This is a genomic window from Pararhodonellum marinum (genome assembly GCF_015354735.1).
In the GTDB taxonomy this organism is placed as follows: Bacteria; Bacteroidota; Bacteroidia; order Cytophagales; family Cyclobacteriaceae; genus Pararhodonellum; species Pararhodonellum marinum.
The window spans coordinates 153,826-170,794 of sequence record NZ_JACEFJ010000010.1 but is presented as its reverse complement, the minus strand read 5'-3'; the positions used below and the strand labels follow the sequence as shown (position 1 = coordinate 170,794).

Genomic DNA, 16,969 nt, shown 5'->3' with positions numbered 1-16,969 from the left:
TACCTCTGCAAATTTAAAATGCTGGTTTTTTAGGTTTAAAAAAAGTGTACTTACTCAAACACAAACCTGTAAATTCTCCCATCAAATCCGCAAATGTACATCTCGTTTTTTTCATCTACACCAAATGAAGCTATTGGAAATTCTGCCCTTTTGATCCTGTTCCATACACCACTTGAAACCTTATTCATACTCTAGCTGGATGTGGGTGTAGTTTGCAACTACACCCTTCTATCAATACCAATTTACAATTGGAAAACACCACGTAATCACCAATAATGCACTTTAATTAGACCTTTTAACCCGGCATTTCGTATAAAGCAAAATAGCCGAAATTCCCAGTACCAAAAGTGTTATACCTATAAACCATTTAAGTACTTTCATTGTAATAATTGTTTAAAATTTTGACTCTCCAGCTTTAAACCAGCATCAAAAACAACATGAATTTAATAATATTATGTATCAATCACCAGAGATTGGCCATGAGAGATTAACCACTATACATGTTTATCTGGTGGTAAATGAGATAATTTGAACTATGATAAATGCCTACCTTGATCCACGGAAGGTTAAATTGTAGGGAATTGTAATTGAGAATGATTTTGCCCACAAATAGGTACCTGACTCTAGACTTGGAGTTTTACCTCCCGATTTTTGGGACAGGCTCTGTGGGTTTTTGGGAATCGTATCAAGATTTTTTTTTTCGTAAGTTACCCCCTTTCTCAGTGAAGTATAAGCCTTCGGCGGCAGCTGGAAGGCAATAGATCCCTCTGCTGATAGACCTTCCGGAAAGATTCGGGAATCCTTGGATAAATACCTTGCCCAAAAAGGTAGCTAAATCCTTGGCAGCTTATTGTAGAAAATAGTCCTGTTTCAAGGCAGTATATTTCTTTCAGCGGCCTAATATAAATATACAAGCTAAAATCAAGTTGAAAACAACTTTCCTTGAGATAAACCCCAACCATTTGCAACTATAAAACAGTTGCATTAACTTACGTTTAAATGAGTAGGTTATACAAATTGATTCAAAGATTTTTGTTTGAGACCAAAAGATTTCACTTATGATGAATTGGTAAAGGTTCTTAATCATTTTGGATACGATGAGATTAAGAAAGGCAAAACAGCAGGGTCTAGGAGAGCATTTGTTAAGGAAGTTACCAAACATATAATAAGGCTTCACAAACCTCATCCTGGAAATATCTTAAAGTTGTACGTGATTGATTATGTAATTGGAGAGTTAAAAGACCAAGGTTTACTATGAAAGATGTTTTAAAATATAAGGATTACATTGGAAAAGTACATTTTAGTGCAGAAGATGAAGTGTTTTTTGGCAAAATTGAAGGCATTGATGATTTGATCACTTTTGAAGGCGATAATGTTGATCAGTTGAAAAGTTCATTTCAAGAAGCGGTTGAAAACTATTTGGAATTATGTGAATCTTTGGGAAAAACACCCCACAAATCATATAAAGGGTCTTTTAATGTACGAATCAATCCAAAATTACATAAGCAGGCAGCTTATAAATCAGTGGAGTTAGGCTTGTCCTTAAATCAATTTGTCGAAGAAGCAATAAATGATAAACTATTAATTAAAAACACTCCATAGCCGATATTTTGAAATTATTAGGCAGGTAATTCACAGATATATTTTGCGAAAAGCATCTTAAGGTAGTGCTAATCACAAAATATTTCTAGAATATTTTTGATAAAATTAAAACGTAATTGGAGGTATTGTGTAACTACTCCTACATATCATTTTTTAAAAGTTTAGGCTCAACTTGATGTAGTTTGAAACTACACCTTTTTATCTCTGGACGGTTTTCAAGATCCCGGAAAAATCATTCAAATCCAAACTTATAAATATTCCCATCAAAACCACAAAGGTACAATTCATTGGATTGGTCAACCCCAAAGGATGAAACGGGAAAATTGGCCCTCAACAACTCGGTGTTGACTGGATTTTCAAGGTCACTATGATCCAAAGTCCAAATTCTTCCTGAAACAAAATCAGCGTAGATATACAGTCCTTTTAGTTGGTGAAAATTGTTGCCCCTGTAAACATAGCCACCTGTTACAGACCTGTCTCCATTGGAGTGTCCATATTCCCAGATGGGAAGTTGAAGGCCTTCTCGATTACAATCGCTGCTTGGACTAAAACAGTGAAAGCCTTCCATGGTTTTCCAACCATAGTTTCCTCCGTTTTCGATGAGGTTGATTTCCTCATACCTATTTTGCCCCACATCAGCTGCCCATAACCTATCCGTTTCAAAATCAAAACTGAAACGCCATGGATTTCTTAGGCCATAAGCATAAATTTCCTCCCTGTATCCTTCTGAATTGTTCACAAAAGGATTGTCGGAAGGGATACCATAGTTATTTGAGTTTTCTGGATTGTCCACATCTATGCGCAAAATGGCCCCCAGTAAAGTTTCTGGTCTTTGTCCATGATTTTGTGGATCTCCCCCGGAACCTCCATCACCTGAGGCAATATACAGGAATCCATCTGGTCCAAAAGCCAGCTGTCCCCCGTTATGATTGGCAAATGGCTGGTTGATTTCCATCAAAACCTGCTCTGAAGCGCCATCCGCCGCATCTGCATCAGCAGCGGAAACCTGGAAACGGGAAATCACTGTTCTTCTTGGACTGGAAGCGGAGTAGTTGACATAGAAATAGCCATTGCTTGCATAGTTCGGATGAAAAGCCAAACCTAAAAGTCCTTCCTCGTTGCCCTGATCCCTTACTTTTGATTCCAGATTAAGGAAAACCTTTTTTTCACCCACCTCAGGGTCATTTGGAAAAACCGAAATGACACCACTTTGCTCCACTACAAAAATCCTGTCTGAGCCATCACCTGCATGCTGAAGGTCCACCGGTCGGGTAAATGTAAGTTGGGAAAATGCATCCTCAAGACCAATCGGTCCCTCACGGGGCGGTTCTTCTACCTGTTCCTCCTCTTCATCCTCTTCCACTACCTCCTCCACATCAGGATCATCCAGACAAGCTACGAACGCAAAAATGAGGATCAAAAAGGAAAGAATAAGGTGTTTTGAGAATTTCATAAACTTAGGTGGTTGGTTTAATTCATTTACGTATTAAACTGATATCCGGACCGAAAAATTCAGCATTCAAAAATTTAGGTTTGAGGCATCTGATTTTTTCTTTGAACAAAACCAGCAATAAACCTAATGCTACTGCCTTAAAGGTAATTCAATTTTAGGTCCAACCTTTTTCACCTGATCCACCAAGAGTCTGCACTAAAAACACGCTGTTTTATCTTTTCATTGATTGCTATATGCTGGGGGAAGTGTCCTGGTATCAAAATGGGTCCCTGTGACCCTGTCAGTATTGTCTTGCCGTCTTCTTAGCTCTGGGGGAAAATCATCTGTGGCTTCCATCCATTCCACCAAAACCTGATGAAGTTCCTGTACGACATTGCGGTAGGAAACATCATAGGCAAGGTTGTCGAGTTCGAACGGATCGTTTTCTACATCATAAAGTTCAATGACAGGTCTGGGCACATCAAAAACCAAAGATTGGGGAAAGGAAAGTTTGCCTTCTTTTTTCAACCTGAGCAGTTCCTGATGGGAAGGACTACCTGCAAGATCGGCAGCGGTACCATATGGCCATTCGATATAGGCGTTTTTGATCAATTTGTATTTGTTCGTTCTGACACTCCTCATGTGTTCATCACAATCATGCCAATTGCGCTCGCTGAACACATACCTGTCCCCTTCAAATTCCTTCCCCTCTAACAGGCCTTTGAGGCTTTTACCATACATGCTCTTTGGAATGGTGGCTCCTGCAAGATCCAAAATGGTGGGTGCCAGATGCAGTACGGATACCAATTCATCTGAAACGCCTGCTTGGAGCTTTTGAGGCCAATGGAAAATCAAAGGGGTCCTGATCCCCTCATCATACAAAGTTCCTTTTGCACGGGTAAAAGGCATCCCGTTGTCAGAAATGAAGATGATCAGGGTATTTTGGTACAGGTTTCTCCGTTTGAGTTCGGCAATAGCTTCTCCGATATTCTTGTCCATTCGCGAAATTTCGTCGTAATACATGGCCAAGTCCTTTCTGGTGGTCTCAGTATCGGCAAGGTAAGGTGGTACTTTTACCCTTTCGGGATCATTGGGAGGGGTAAAAGCGCCCTCAAAATAAGCCCGGTGAGGGTCACCAAAGGCATACCACAGAAAAAAAGGTTTTTCTGCAGAACGATCCAAAAACTCTTTCAATTCCGGCAATTGACTCTCATCACGGGATGCATCATAAAAATCAAACTGTTTCAACCCATCAGGACCAAGGTGGTTTTTCATTAACATGCCTGAAAAATACCCTTGTTTTTTTAGATAAGTAGGTACTATGGCTTTGCCTGCTGGCAGTGGCGTATGAAGATCCTCTGTTCGCAAGGTATGGGCAAATTCTCCTGCCAGAATACTGGTTCTGGAGGGGCTGCATTGTGGGGTAGTCAAAAATGCACTTTGCATCTTCAACCCTCCGGTAGCCAAAGCATCCACATTTGGGGTTTGAATGGCGTCATTGCCATAACATCCAAAATCTCTCCAACCGGCATCATCTGCTACAAAAACCAGGATATTCGGTGCCTGTGATTCTTGTGACAGGACCGGATTCCATGCCAAGGAAATAACCAAAATGAGACAAAGAAAAATGGGTTTAGGGTTCTTCATTTCACTTAAAATAGGTTTGGTTATTTTTTTTCTGGGAGGCTATGGTATTTTTATTGATTTTCAATAATTCGATGAAGTCCAAAAAATCCTGTTCTACAATCATAAACTTACAATCTTGTTTGTTTTGGCTATTTTTTTAGGAAAGGAGTGATTGGGTGACTGGAAAAAATTTTGTCTCAGCCAATACACTTCCTGTAATCTTTCCAATTCGGTTTTATCCAACCAAAAAATGATATCGGCAGCATCTTCATCTTCTCTGTCTACCAAGTTTGCTGCAATTTCTATCTTTCTTTTTTTTTCCATCTTTCCAATAAATTTAGCCAATTCCGAGGAGAATAACCAGTTTAAAGTCTTTCCGATAAGCGCATCACTTGACCGTCTGATTTCAGCCTTTCCTGCAGTTTTTCATAGGGTAAATCCTGAACAGCAATGTTTTCATCTATTGCCAAAGCTGCAGCTGTAGCCGCGCTCTGACCCAAAATCATAAAGACTGGTTCCATCCTGATGGACCCAAAAGCCGTATGGGAACTTGAGACACATATCCCCACCAAAAGATTTTCACATTCCTGCTTTTTTGGGATTATAGTTCCATAGGAAATGCTGTAGGGTTCCTTAGGCTTTACCCCAATGTCCCCTTCATTCTGCACATGGCCTTCGGGGCCGACGATCCGCTGAATATTGTGGGAATCGAGGGCATAGGAACCCATACCGATCGATTGGGGTATGGTCTTGGCTCCCAACACATCATGCTCTGTCATCACATAATCGCCGATCATCCTTCTGGCTTCACGTACATAAAGCTGATGAGGCCAGTTTCCGTTGTCTGTAAATTCATCCTTGGCCAGACCCCATTTTCCCATTTCGGTTCTTACCGCTTCAGGTACTTTTGGATCATTGGCCAGGTAATACATCAGGCCTTTTTGATAGGCTTCATGTTCCTTGATGATGGCTTTGCGTTCCTCATAGGAAGCTTCAGGATAGGCATAATTCTTCCCAATGTAATCCGTGCTGAAGGGGCCATGGTTATTGGTGTCCGTTTTGAGGTTGGGAATGGGGTCGTACTTGTCAAATGTCTCATCCCAGCCTGAGGCATATACCCTTGCCAGCAATTCATACCTGTCCGGGTCATACCCTTCCGGCTTTGGAAATGCCACCCTGTTGTCAGGATGCTGACTGAGACACATCCGGAAATTATAGGCCTGTACCTTATTGTCCCCTGTCCCGTTTTCTGCCAATTGTTCATCGGAAATTTCTGGTAGAAGTCCACTGCTGGGGTCTCCGGGATTAAGGTAAGGATCTATGGGTTCATAGAAATAATGTCTGTGCTGAAAAACTCCATACTGTACCCCGTTCCAGGTTTCACCATAGGTATCGTTGGATTCCCTGCCCACGTGGTAACTGACCCCTGCCGCAGCCAATAAATCCCCTTCATAGGTGGCATCGATAAACATTTTGCCTTCGAAGGTTTTTCCGGAAAGTGTGGTAATGGATTTGATTCTTCCATTTTCCATTTTAACCCCATTTTCCCGATCGAGCCATTCATCTCTATGAATCTCAATGTCATATTCCTTCACAAAATCCTCAAAGACCTTTTCTGCAGCATGGGGTTCAAAAATCCACATGGTCCTTGCATCCCCATCAATGGCCGGTGTTCCCTGCCCCACATTGCCATACTCCTCTCTTTTCTGCCATTTCCACGCATCCTCTTGCTGGTAATGCATGTAGATCCTATGGTAAAATTCCCTCGCCAATCCACCGATGACAGATTTGTCCCCAGTGTCGGTAAAGCCCAATCCGCCGGAAGACAGCCCTCCCAAATGAATGTCAGGAGATACCATGATGACCGTTTTTCCCATTTTTTTGGCTTGTACAGCAGCGGTTACCGCCGCTGAGGTGCCGCCGTAGATGACAAGGTCATATATGTCATAATTTTCTTCTTTTGGATGACAGCTTATGACTGAAAAAATCAGCAGTGATGCCAAAATGATTCCTGTAATTCTGTACATAGTGGGTGATTTTGGTTATGGTTTGGTTTTTATTGTTCTAAGTACCAAAATATGGCAGTAGGATCAAATTTCAAAGTCGAACATCAAGCTTGAATTTGAAAATATTGATCCAAAGACCTTGATAATTGAAGGGACCATGGCATTAGGGATTTTATTTTTAAAAAATAAGGTACAAAAGGTTTAATATCTTGGATTCTGATAGCTTTATAGGGATAACGGCAGAAAGTTTGGTTTTTTGGGTTCTATTGATCATAAAGCTTTTGTGGTTATTCGGCTTTCTGTTATTAAGAGGAAGCAACGGATAAAAATGACCCCATAAAATTTCAAAAAAAATTTATACTTCAAAAAATCATTTGGACATCCTCATAAATCCAAACCCACAAGAATGCTACGTCTATCCTGAAAACCAAAAGGATAGCCGATATTCTCCTAATGAATTGCTGTTTCAGTGTCACTTTACCCATATAGTCTTACTTCAGGGAAAAGCAAATATCAAATCGATGTGCAGTTAGTTGTGCTCAATCGATGTGATCCAAAGTATTCTTCTCCTGAGCTCTGATTTTTGCAGCAAACAATATGGAAGAACCTGTACCCATGCCTACGATAGAACGCATGGCTTTTTCAGGTTCTATATCCAAAAATCTCAATTGCGACTCCGGAACATGGTAAATGTTTCCGTTCATAGGATTAGGTGCTGTGGGCACAAAAACCGTGTAAATGCCCTCTGAAGCAGTTTCAGTCACAAAGCCGGTCAACAATACCCCCGTATTGTAGGCATCCACCAAAACGACTTGGCTAAAAGGCATTTTCTTGAGTCCGGAAAACTGGGATATGGTTTCCTGTAGGGTAGAATACAAAGGGATCTGAAGTAAATATCTGTACTCAAAAATCTTAAACATTCTTTTACTTCGGCCATGTCTCAGAATCAATCCGATGATAAAAATCAACACAATGAGAATCAGCAAAGCCAAAATGTTGGTGAAAAAGGCGTGGGATTCTGCATTTTTATCCAGTAAGGCGCTGATCGGTGCCACCAAATTGAAAACAAATTTAAAAATCAGGGAAAGTAAAAACAATATGATGATGGATGGTAAAACCACCAATAAGCCATTCAATAATGTTTTTACAAAGAACGTTTTGTTCCAGAAAGAGCCAATGGGATGCATTTCCTCATTTCGAAATTCTTTATCGCTTCTCATAAAATTTATTTTATGGGTAAATTTAAGAAGCAAATCTGTTTAAATTACCTTTTTTTATTAAAAAAGTACAGATTTAAGGCATTTTAATCGTTAGACTGTCGGCAATATTGATCATTTGCCATTCGGCGATTTTAAAAACCACAATCCGTTTAGACAAAATACATACTGAATCCCTTCACCAATCAAAAATGGAGGACCAATATTTCGGAAAGCATGGACTTTGCTTCACTGCCAGGAACAGGCTGAAGCTAATAGAAAAAGATGAACTAGCGATTGGCATCAAATAACTGGGAACGGGACCATTCATTCAGGTTGAACCACCAGTACCCAATCCTGTTTCACCGGTTCACGAGGCACTTCCCACGTACCTTGCTCACTTGCGACAAAACTCCCCGATTCATGGACCTCACCATGTATAGGATCGAAGAAAGCGTAGGAATACTTTGTGTTTTCGTTTAACCGTTTCATGGTGAGCCCCCGGATGCCATTGAAAAAGTAAAGGACCCGCAGTCCTTCGGGAGATGCTGCACAAAACGGCAAGAACACATCGTCTTCTTTAGCATGCCGGTTAAGGCCTTCCGGGAAAGGCCTTAAAGACTGCCAATCCATCTTTTCCAACAACTTTTTGCCTAATCCAATGTGTTTGGAGCCTAAATATTGGTGAGCTGTCTCCCAGGGTACATTTCCCCAAACATCACCGATTGGTGTAGCGCCAAACAATTCTTCTTCTGTATTGAATTGCCAGATACCTTCCACTCCATAGGAAAAACCAGGCGCACCTGAAAGCATGCTGCTCCAGAACAGGTAGCGCTGTACATCCTGCAAAGATCTCCCCCACATTCCCTCAAAACATACTTCCCCATACAGGACCGGACGGTCCGCATATTTGGCATAAGTTTCCCAAAAGGTTTTGGAGGCATAGGGCAAGGTCTGATAGCCGCTGTGACCAGGCTGAACCATCACAAAGTCAACGTGCTCCATTTGGTCGATGGGGGGCAAACCATCGCGGGCCCCTGGCCCAGGGTGTACTGTAAGGAGTCGTTGAAAAGGATCGCTTGCTTTGAGATGCTTTGCCACCTCCGACCATTGTTCTCGAAATTCCGCCTTGTATGTATCCCAGTTTCCATCTCTAAGATCCGTATAATACGCCAGGGTAGATTCTCCACAAAGTGTCCATGTGACGGGATAAGCACCGTATCGCGCCAGAATGTAGTCCCAGTGCTGTTGCATTTTTTCCACGCCCAACCACTTTATGTAATACCCCCATGCCCCAACGATGTTTGGCATAATTCCTTCTTCCAGAAGCCATTGCACCCGCAGGTCTACCAAATCAAAATACGCTGGATTGATACTGTTCAGTTCCTCGTCCCAAGGATCGCCGGCTTCGTTCTGCCCACGCGGATCAAAAGGCTCAATGTCGCAGGGGAAGCCTATGGCGAACTGGATGACAGAAAATCCTTTTTCTTTCCTGTCTGCAGTCAGGTACTTAAAATCCTCAGGCCATTTGAAGCGGGTAGTCATGCCGTGCCACCAAGAGTCGGCAAGCCATAAAAATGGAGCACCATCCTCGTGTACCAAATAGCGCTTGTTTTCTGAAATCTTTACCGGGCCATGACGGTATAAGGGATTATCTCCTTTATAGTCAACAACCGAAATTTTCCCCTTTTTCCCGTGTAGTTCAACATTTTTTCGGTCATTGCACTCAGTTATAAAGGTATAATCTCCCTTTTGGGAAGCGGCAAATCTAAATCGCCATTCATTTTCACCAGCCCAAAAAGCGGAAAGCCTGATCTGTTTGCCATCGGGGTCTTTGATGATCGCATGAAGAGAAACATCCCGAAAAGGCTCTTTATATATTTTGTCAGATTGATATGCCCATTCTATTACCTGGTTTTGGGCTGTGGAGAGAGAAATGGGTTGTGCATTGGTAAGATGGAATGCAGAAAGACAAATCGTAAAAAATAAAACGGATGCTTTTATCATTTTTTCAGAGGATTTTTTTGCTATATGCCGCTCCTTTGAAAAAGCAACGGGCAATGCAGCACTGAGGCTTAAACCTGAAGACGTTAAGATGGTATCCGATAAAAATCTATGTCTTTTCATACTTTAGATGGTTTTAATGCCTACAAACATTCCTGCAAAATCAGGATCAAACCTTAGGAAACTGCCAAGGTTTTCTATACTCTGGTTTTATAAATGCATTGGCTAGAGCAGAATTGCTGAATGTATTTTGTTCATTACCATACCAGTTTGCCTTCTCCAGATCTTACAGCGAGGTTCCCCATATGTGCATATAAGGATACATTCCTCCCATTTTCAATGGTACAATTGGGCTCTTCCCGGGATTTGATGCATTCCAGAAAATTCTGCATGTGAAGATCCGTATCATTCAATACCTCTTTATGCTTGGACTCAGGTTGTGATTTTTCTTTGTCAATCGATTTACTTTTGTCCTCAGGATTCACCATCCATTTTTCTCTGTTGGCAACTAGGGTGGCTTTGTCACCGACGAACTCTACTCCATATAACATGTTGTAAGGTCCGTTTTGCAAACCTGCAGCATGCTGCCAGGTGATTACGTAATCCTCCATGGGATAGATAACAGACATCGTATCGTAAGTCTCACGAGCGTAATCCTCAAAGGAAAGGTTTTCCCCATAGGCCATCACGGTTGTAGGGGCATGGGTCACATCCTTTGCCCATAAGGCCATGTCTATCAAATGAACTCCCCAATCAGTCATCAGACCACCTCCATAATCCCAGAAGTGGCGCCAACTGCCATGAAATCTGGCTGGATTGAAACTTCTCAACGGTGCTGGTCCCAACCAAAAATCAAAATCGACACCTTGGGGCACTGCGGCGTCAGGTTGTTTGGGCGAACCAATTCCATAATTAAAGTTAGCCCAGATATTCACCTTCCTTAATGTCCCTAGCTTTCCAGATTTGATAAACCTCATTGCCTCCGTCCATACCGCACTGCTGCGTTGTTGTTGCCCGACCTGTACTACTCTATTGTATCTCCTTACTGCCTCCACCATTATATTGCATTCCTCGATGGTATTGGCCAATGGCTTCTCCACATAAACATCCTTGCCGGCCTGGCAAGCATAAACCGTCTGTAAACAATGCCAGTGATCCGGGGTGCCAATAATTACTGCATCAATATCCTTATCCTCGAGCATTTTACGAAAATCAAGGTACAATTTAGGCTTTTGATTACTTTCCTGGTGTACCTGAACATTACGCTCATTTAAAATATTTTGATCAACATCACACAACCCGAGACATCTCACCCCTTCATTTTTTAATTGATTCCTCAAAACCCCCCACCCTCTGTTCCGGCAACCAATTAATCCCACATTGATTTGGTCGCTGGGAGCAACCTGTTTAGACCAAGACCAGGCTGGAATGATGTGTGCTCCTACAGCAGAAACCGCTGTTTTTTTCAAAAATTCTCTTCGTTTATTGCTCATCACATGTGTTTTTATACTCATCAGGTTTTCATTCAAGTCGCACCTTGGCGATCAAAAATCTTCACTATCAATTTACATGAAATGGAATATTGGCTACCGCTACTTTTCCTTTTCCATCATACACATATACAAACAAGCGGTAATTGTCTCCACTTGCATCAGGCACTTCAAATTTGACGGTTTGGCCGTTGTCAATCCTGTCTTTAATGGCACCCTCTGCTACTTGAGGTTTGGTTTCCCCCTGGCCGGCATAAGCACCGAACTCTTTGTTCTCCTGAACCAACTCCCATTCATATTCTAAGATATCATGATCAGGATCATGGGCGATAACGGTAGCTGAATAGATCCCTTTAGGTTCCAACGCAATGTTATCTTTGGCAAACATCCCTTCAATGGTCAACGAATCCAATCGGGGACTTTTATTGTCAGGCCACGCTCCGGACCATACATACTGCATCACTTCTACGGTACCTTTTTCTGTTCCATCATCGTGAAACATGTTGTACCAGGTGTGGGTGGTTTCCTGTCTGTTGCTGGTCCATAAGAAGACATATGATCCAATGCACCAAGGATCTGAGGCTATTACATTTGAATATTTTTCATGATAAATGCTTGCCTTTTCAGTGCTTGATTCTTCTATGGCAACCCCCCATTTGGTCTTTGGCACTTCCCAGTGTCCGCTTACTCCCCACTCAGTTACCGAATAAGGCCTATCCCAACTGTATTGTCTAAGCCATTCAGGAATTTTACCGATATCTGCATAGGAATTGACCCCCAATAAATCCAAGTCGGGGCATCTTTCTATTAAATCTTTTAATTTCTCCATACCACCTGTGCCTATCACTGTCATTGCCGGGTGAGCGGAGTCTTCTTCGTGGATCATTTTGGCCACCTCATTTACTGCATCCCACATTTTTAGATTGTAGTCTTCGTTTCCCGGAATATGGTCCAGTTCATTACCTATAGCCCAAAGCAAGATGGCGGGATGAGCTTTGTAAGTGTTCACAATTTCTTTCATGAGGCCTTGCTGTTCTCCGACAGTTTCGGGATCATCATAGTCAAATCCTTCTCTTTCTGCTTTGAAAGGCAACCCGAACATGACGGTAAGACCACGTGAATGGGCTTCATCCAAAACCTCCATTACATTTTCATTTTGACTATAGCCAATGCGGATTGAGTTTCCACCATATTCGGCCACTTTGTCCATGTATTTATTACCGAGTATCCTTGCACCTTTTATAAAATAAGGCTCCCCGTTCCTATACAACTGGAAACCATCGTCTACTTGCTGAATTGTTACAGGTATTGCTGCTTCCGTGTCCTGTCCTTGTTTCTGTCCTTTGGTACAGGCAGCCATTAAAATGAGGAAGCCTATCAATGCTGCTTTTTGAAATTCCATATACTTGTTTTTCATTTTTTTGGCGCGTTGGGCACGAACTTCATCGGTTCTTTTGATTCTTGCATATGTTGCCATTACATAATTTATTGCCTGATTTTATGGTTCTGAATCCTGAAGAAGACCCCACAAAAAGGAGCTGCTAGATTTAAAACAGCCATTACATTTTTTCCCAATCGAACTGCAAATAGGGCTCGCTACCCAATCCTTTTTTATAGATCAAAGTATAAGGATGGTAGCCTTTTTCAAGATAAATAGACGCCTCTACTTTTTTAAGCGGTTCATACCCTTTATCAGCCTCAATTACTAAGGCATCGTGAATCCTTAAAACAGCACCTCCATCAGAAGCAGCAGAGAATGCATATTCCGCAGTTTCAGAAATAAAAAATAAACCGGTAAATTTTATAACCGCATTATCGTCCATCTCTATGTTTTTGATCGAAATTTCCTCTATGCTTCCTTTTCGTAAAACATCAGATTTAATTGAATTTACATCCGGGACCCAGGGAGCATTCTCATTAAACACTGAATATTGCACCATGGCTACATCTCCACTTTCAATTTGTAATGCCGGAACTGGAACACCATCGTAAGGCCGGAGAGCCGAGTCATTTGGGCGCCTCACCTGAAGCACTCTATCTTTCATTTTTTGCTGAAGTTTTTCAAAAGCTTCAGTTGTATTTGCCAGGTCTTTTTCTTCACCCGGATCGTTGTGGGTGTCATAAATTTTAAAATCATCATTTGCTGATTTTACATCGTATCTCACTCCTTTATATCCTTCATGATACAGCACCTGCATTTCACCCCGGGTCTGACCTTTATGAGAGGGGTGGAAACTTTCGTATTCAGGCGTTGTTCCGTTTACACTATATTCAATATAGACAATGCCTTCCGAATTTTGGGTTTTACCCGTAAGTATAGGAGCAAGAGATACGCCATCGGTTATGGCAGGTGCGGCTAGGTTTGCAAAGTCGGCCAAAGTTGGCAACCAATCGTGAAAACCGGAAGGTGAATGGTTTCTGGTATTGGCAGTAACTACTCCTGGCCACTTAACAAGCGTTGGCACTCTTATTCCTCCTTCCCAAGTGTCTCGTTTGGTTCCATCTAAATCCCCAAAACTTTCAAAAAAATCTGGTGCGTAATCACCGTATCCATAAGACTCATGATGGGGGCCATTATCAGAAGTAAAAACAACCAAGGTTTCCTCTTCAATGCCCAGGTCTCTCAACAACTGTAACAGGTCACCCACTCCATCGTCAATCCTGCGTACCATACTGGCAAACCTTTTTTGTACCTCCGGCCAATCCTGCTCCTGATAATCAGGATGAATAAATAAATCTACTGTGTCCACAACCGTGTTGATATATTTACCGGATTCACCGATGTATTTAACGCCGCCATTTTTCCCGCCACCATCAGGATAAGGCGAAGAGGCTACTTGGAGCCCTGCATGCGGTGTGTTATAGGACAGATATAAAAAGAATGGCTGATCAGGATTGTTGCTTTGGTGGTCAACTACATATTTTTTTGCCATCGCAGTAAAAAGATCCGTTGTATAACAACCTTTCAAATCTTTTGAAATTTCTGTATTTCCATCATATAATTCCATAGGTGGACGCAATGGTGCGGAATGGGCCGGATAATGGTTGTGCCCATCTACATGCCTTACATATCCAAAAAAATAATCAAAACCCCTTTTGGTAGGATAGGCAGGCCATGTCTCAGGAGAATCCCCTTCTCCCTGAAGCCCATATTTGCCGATAATAGCAGTTGCATATCCCGCAGTTTTTAGCACGGTAGCAATATTGTGGGTATCTGTCAGGGCTTTATCGAATTGGTTGTTGCGGATATCTTCGTGACCCTGATGACGCCCTGTCAATAATGATGCCCTGCTGGGGGCACAGACAGGGGCAGGAACATAATGGCGTGTAAGCATCATGCTTTCTTCAGCCATTTTGTCAAGGTTTGGTGTTCGGTGGTACGGAAGATTATTTTCTTTCCTTTGATTTTGGTAGGTTACCCCAAGATCGCCATATCCAAGATCGTCAGTTAGGATAAAAATAACATTGGGTGCTTTTTTATTTAAACCCTTGTTATCATCTGGTGATTCACAGGAACAGAATACAACTAAGCACATTGATACAATAAAATTTAGCTTATTTTTTAGTTTAATTTTTTTCATTAACCGGTATTTTTTAAGGGTGAAAATTAATGTAAGAAATAAGTTTTCTGACTATGATTTAGGTATGCATGTGGTGTTGCCAACTTATAATACCTAGACGCTCACACTGGAGATCCTGCATATACATTTGTGAATTTCATACCCTCATCAGCCATAATGAAGATGACATCGGGACTTGCTGTTGTCTCTTTTTGATTAGTTCTTGACTCGACTGTACAGTAATTCAATGTGCAGACTACGGCAAGAGATAAAATTTGAAATTTGAATAAAGAACATCCATTTTTCATCTGCCTAATTTTTTTGATTTCTTCATTGCTCCCTCGGGTTGTCACCTGACAAATAGGGCTTCATGGCGTTTAACCAATTCACTGCCATCTTTTCCTGTCCTTTCAAATTGGGATGTGCCCAGTCATAGGTATCGGTATACACATCTTCCGGATTTTCATGCCATCCTTTGTAATGATGTACCGTGACAACAGGCGACTTTTGACTGTTTAAATTATCAGCCACTTTCTCCACTGTGGACCTAATTGCCAGCGCAGTTGCATTGTCATTGAAATTAAGATGCCCCAACAGCACGACCACTTCAGGATTTTTTGTTCTTAGGAATTGAACCAAATCCATTAATGGTTCACCTATGTTCTTTTCAAAATCACCCTGCTTTTGATCATTGGTGCCAAGGTGGACCAAAACGAAATCCGGTACTTCACCATAGGTGGCAAAGTTTTCCTTGACTTGTCTGCATACGGCTGCTGTCTTTTGCCCATAATATCCTTCGTGATCAGGGTCAAATGGGATCCCTTGGGCTATTTCCGGCCACACAACCTCCTCATTTAAGCCTTTTTGCCTGGAGCCGATGAAGTCGAAGGATATCTTCTGCTCATACAGCAACATCTGTAAAGGCAACCTATAGGTGTGCTCCGCCTGTGTGCTCTTTCCACCCTGAGTAATAGAATCCCCAACACATAAAATCCGGACAGGCTGTTTCACAATTGCGTTCCCCGAAACGAAAACTTGGGATAGACCCAAGGCGAATAGTATGGCTTTTGAAAGTAAGTGATTCATCATCAATAATTCATTAATAAATGATTGTTTGGCTCTTTGTCAGAACACTTTTGGACACCGAGTTCCATACCCGGATTGGAACTGCTGCTCTTTTAAATTGGCAAATTTATAGGCCTAAATGTCTGCTAATGGTTGAATAGCTTACCCGGGCACAATCAATACCCTTGACTGCACGTTCATTTTCCACAATATAATATTTTACTCCTCCGGTTTTTGCCGCATCGAAGATTGGTTTAAAGTCCATGATGCCCTGACCCACACAGCTGATACCTTCATCCCGGTTGTTGTTCATGTCTTTGATATGGCTGATTTCAAATCTTGATGGATATTTTTCAAATAAATCTACCGGATCAACCCCTCCTTTGACCACCCAGTACCAATCCAATTCCACCGTAGCATAATCCGGGTTTATGTGCTCCATCATGGTATCAAAAACCAATTTCCCACCTACTTCCGCGAATTCCTTGTCATGATTGTGCCAAGCAAAACGAAATCCGGCATCCTTCACCTGCTTACCCATTTGATTGATATTGTCTATGGTTTCCATTATCTCAGGTGTTTGTAAGTCTGTGGCCGATGAGAGCCAGGGATAATAGCAAACCAAGTATTCCGCCTCTAGCAATTCAGCAATCCTTAGGTAGTGATCCAGTTCTTTCCGTAGGTTGCCCATGCTGCTGCCCGTCGCTACCGAACGGAGGCCCAAGCCTTTTAAAAGGTTTTTGTACTCGTTTGGGGCAATACCTTCAGGCACTCCTCCCTCAATGCATTTATAGCCTATTTGTGCCAATTCCCACAATGTAGCCCTGTAATCCTCCTTCATCTCATTGCCTACAGTATTGGTGATGATGCCAATATGGTCTTGGCTGTAGGCTGAGGCCAAGCTGTGAAGCGGTTTCGCAAAATTCAACCCCAACACCCCTGCCAGTGATTTCTTACAAAATTCTCTTCGTTTTTGCATGTATATCTT

At 41.9% G+C, this 16,969-nt stretch carries 14 protein-coding genes; 2 read left to right on the top strand and 12 right to left on the bottom strand.

Annotated features, from left to right (window positions below):
• Positions 1–50: 50 nt before the first annotated feature.
• Positions 51–188, bottom strand: a complete 138-nt coding sequence (locus H1A14_RS17300) for a hypothetical protein (RefSeq protein WP_194777542.1) — start codon at positions 186–188, stop codon at positions 51–53.
• Between the two features lie 848 nt (positions 189–1,036).
• Here H1A14_RS17300 and H1A14_RS17295 point away from each other — a divergent pair.
• Both H1A14_RS17295 and H1A14_RS17290 read left to right on the top strand, forming a co-directional pair.
• A complete protein-coding gene (locus H1A14_RS17295) occupies positions 1,037–1,258 on the top strand; it encodes a type II toxin-antitoxin system HicA family toxin (RefSeq protein ID WP_228527837.1) in 222 nt (73 codons plus the stop codon).
• Complete coding sequence (locus H1A14_RS17290; RefSeq protein WP_194777541.1) at positions 1,255–1,602, top strand: type II toxin-antitoxin system HicB family antitoxin; 348 nt, start codon at positions 1,255–1,257, stop codon at positions 1,600–1,602. The genes H1A14_RS17295 and H1A14_RS17290 overlap by 4 nt, the downstream gene beginning before the upstream one ends.
• 232 nt (positions 1,603–1,834) lie before the next feature.
• Here H1A14_RS17290 and H1A14_RS17285 read toward each other — a convergent pair whose 3' ends face one another.
• The 11 genes from H1A14_RS17285 to H1A14_RS17235 form a co-directional block, all read right to left on the bottom strand.
• Complete coding sequence (locus H1A14_RS17285) at positions 1,835–3,055, bottom strand: PQQ-dependent sugar dehydrogenase (RefSeq protein ID WP_194777540.1); 1,221 nt, start codon at positions 3,053–3,055, stop codon at positions 1,835–1,837.
• Positions 3,056–3,274: 219 nt separating this feature from the next.
• Positions 3,275–4,681 (bottom strand): sulfatase family protein, encoded by a 1,407-nt coding sequence (locus tag H1A14_RS17280; RefSeq protein WP_194777539.1) that lies wholly within the window; start codon positions 4,679–4,681, stop codon positions 3,275–3,277.
• Between the two features lie 99 nt (positions 4,682–4,780).
• Positions 4,781–4,984, bottom strand: a complete 204-nt coding sequence (locus H1A14_RS17275; RefSeq protein ID WP_194777538.1) for a hypothetical protein — start codon at positions 4,982–4,984, stop codon at positions 4,781–4,783.
• Between the two features lie 41 nt (positions 4,985–5,025).
• Positions 5,026–6,687, bottom strand: coding sequence for an FAD-dependent oxidoreductase (locus H1A14_RS17270; protein WP_194777537.1), 1,662 nt, complete (start codon positions 6,685–6,687; stop codon positions 5,026–5,028).
• A 518-nt stretch (positions 6,688–7,205) separates the two neighbouring features.
• Entirely contained in the window at positions 7,206–7,886 is a 681-nt protein-coding gene (locus H1A14_RS17265; protein ID WP_194777536.1) for a DUF502 domain-containing protein, read from the bottom strand.
• A 303-nt stretch (positions 7,887–8,189) separates the two neighbouring features.
• On the bottom strand, positions 8,190–9,989 hold the full coding sequence (locus tag H1A14_RS17260; RefSeq protein ID WP_194777535.1) for a DUF5060 domain-containing protein: 1,800 nt from the start codon (positions 9,987–9,989) through the stop codon (positions 8,190–8,192).
• 134 nt (positions 9,990–10,123) lie between these two features.
• Positions 10,124–11,359 (bottom strand): Gfo/Idh/MocA family protein, encoded by a 1,236-nt coding sequence (locus tag H1A14_RS17255; protein WP_228527836.1) that lies wholly within the window; start codon positions 11,357–11,359, stop codon positions 10,124–10,126.
• Between the two features lie 67 nt (positions 11,360–11,426).
• Positions 11,427–12,833: a glycoside hydrolase family 2 TIM barrel-domain containing protein gene (locus H1A14_RS17250; RefSeq protein ID WP_194777534.1), complete on the bottom strand. Its 1,407-nt coding sequence runs from the start codon at positions 12,831–12,833 to the stop codon at positions 11,427–11,429.
• 82 nt (positions 12,834–12,915) lie between these two features.
• Positions 12,916–14,937, bottom strand: a complete 2,022-nt coding sequence (locus tag H1A14_RS17245) for a sulfatase-like hydrolase/transferase (RefSeq protein ID WP_194777533.1) — start codon at positions 14,935–14,937, stop codon at positions 12,916–12,918.
• A 309-nt stretch (positions 14,938–15,246) separates the two neighbouring features.
• Complete coding sequence (locus tag H1A14_RS17240) at positions 15,247–16,005, bottom strand: SGNH/GDSL hydrolase family protein (RefSeq protein WP_194777532.1); 759 nt, start codon at positions 16,003–16,005, stop codon at positions 15,247–15,249.
• A 103-nt stretch (positions 16,006–16,108) separates the two neighbouring features.
• The gene (locus H1A14_RS17235; protein ID WP_194777531.1) at positions 16,109–16,960 is read right to left on the bottom strand and encodes a sugar phosphate isomerase/epimerase family protein; all 852 of its coding nucleotides are present in this window, start codon (positions 16,958–16,960) and stop codon (positions 16,109–16,111) included.
• Between the last annotated feature and the right edge of the window lie 9 nt (positions 16,961–16,969).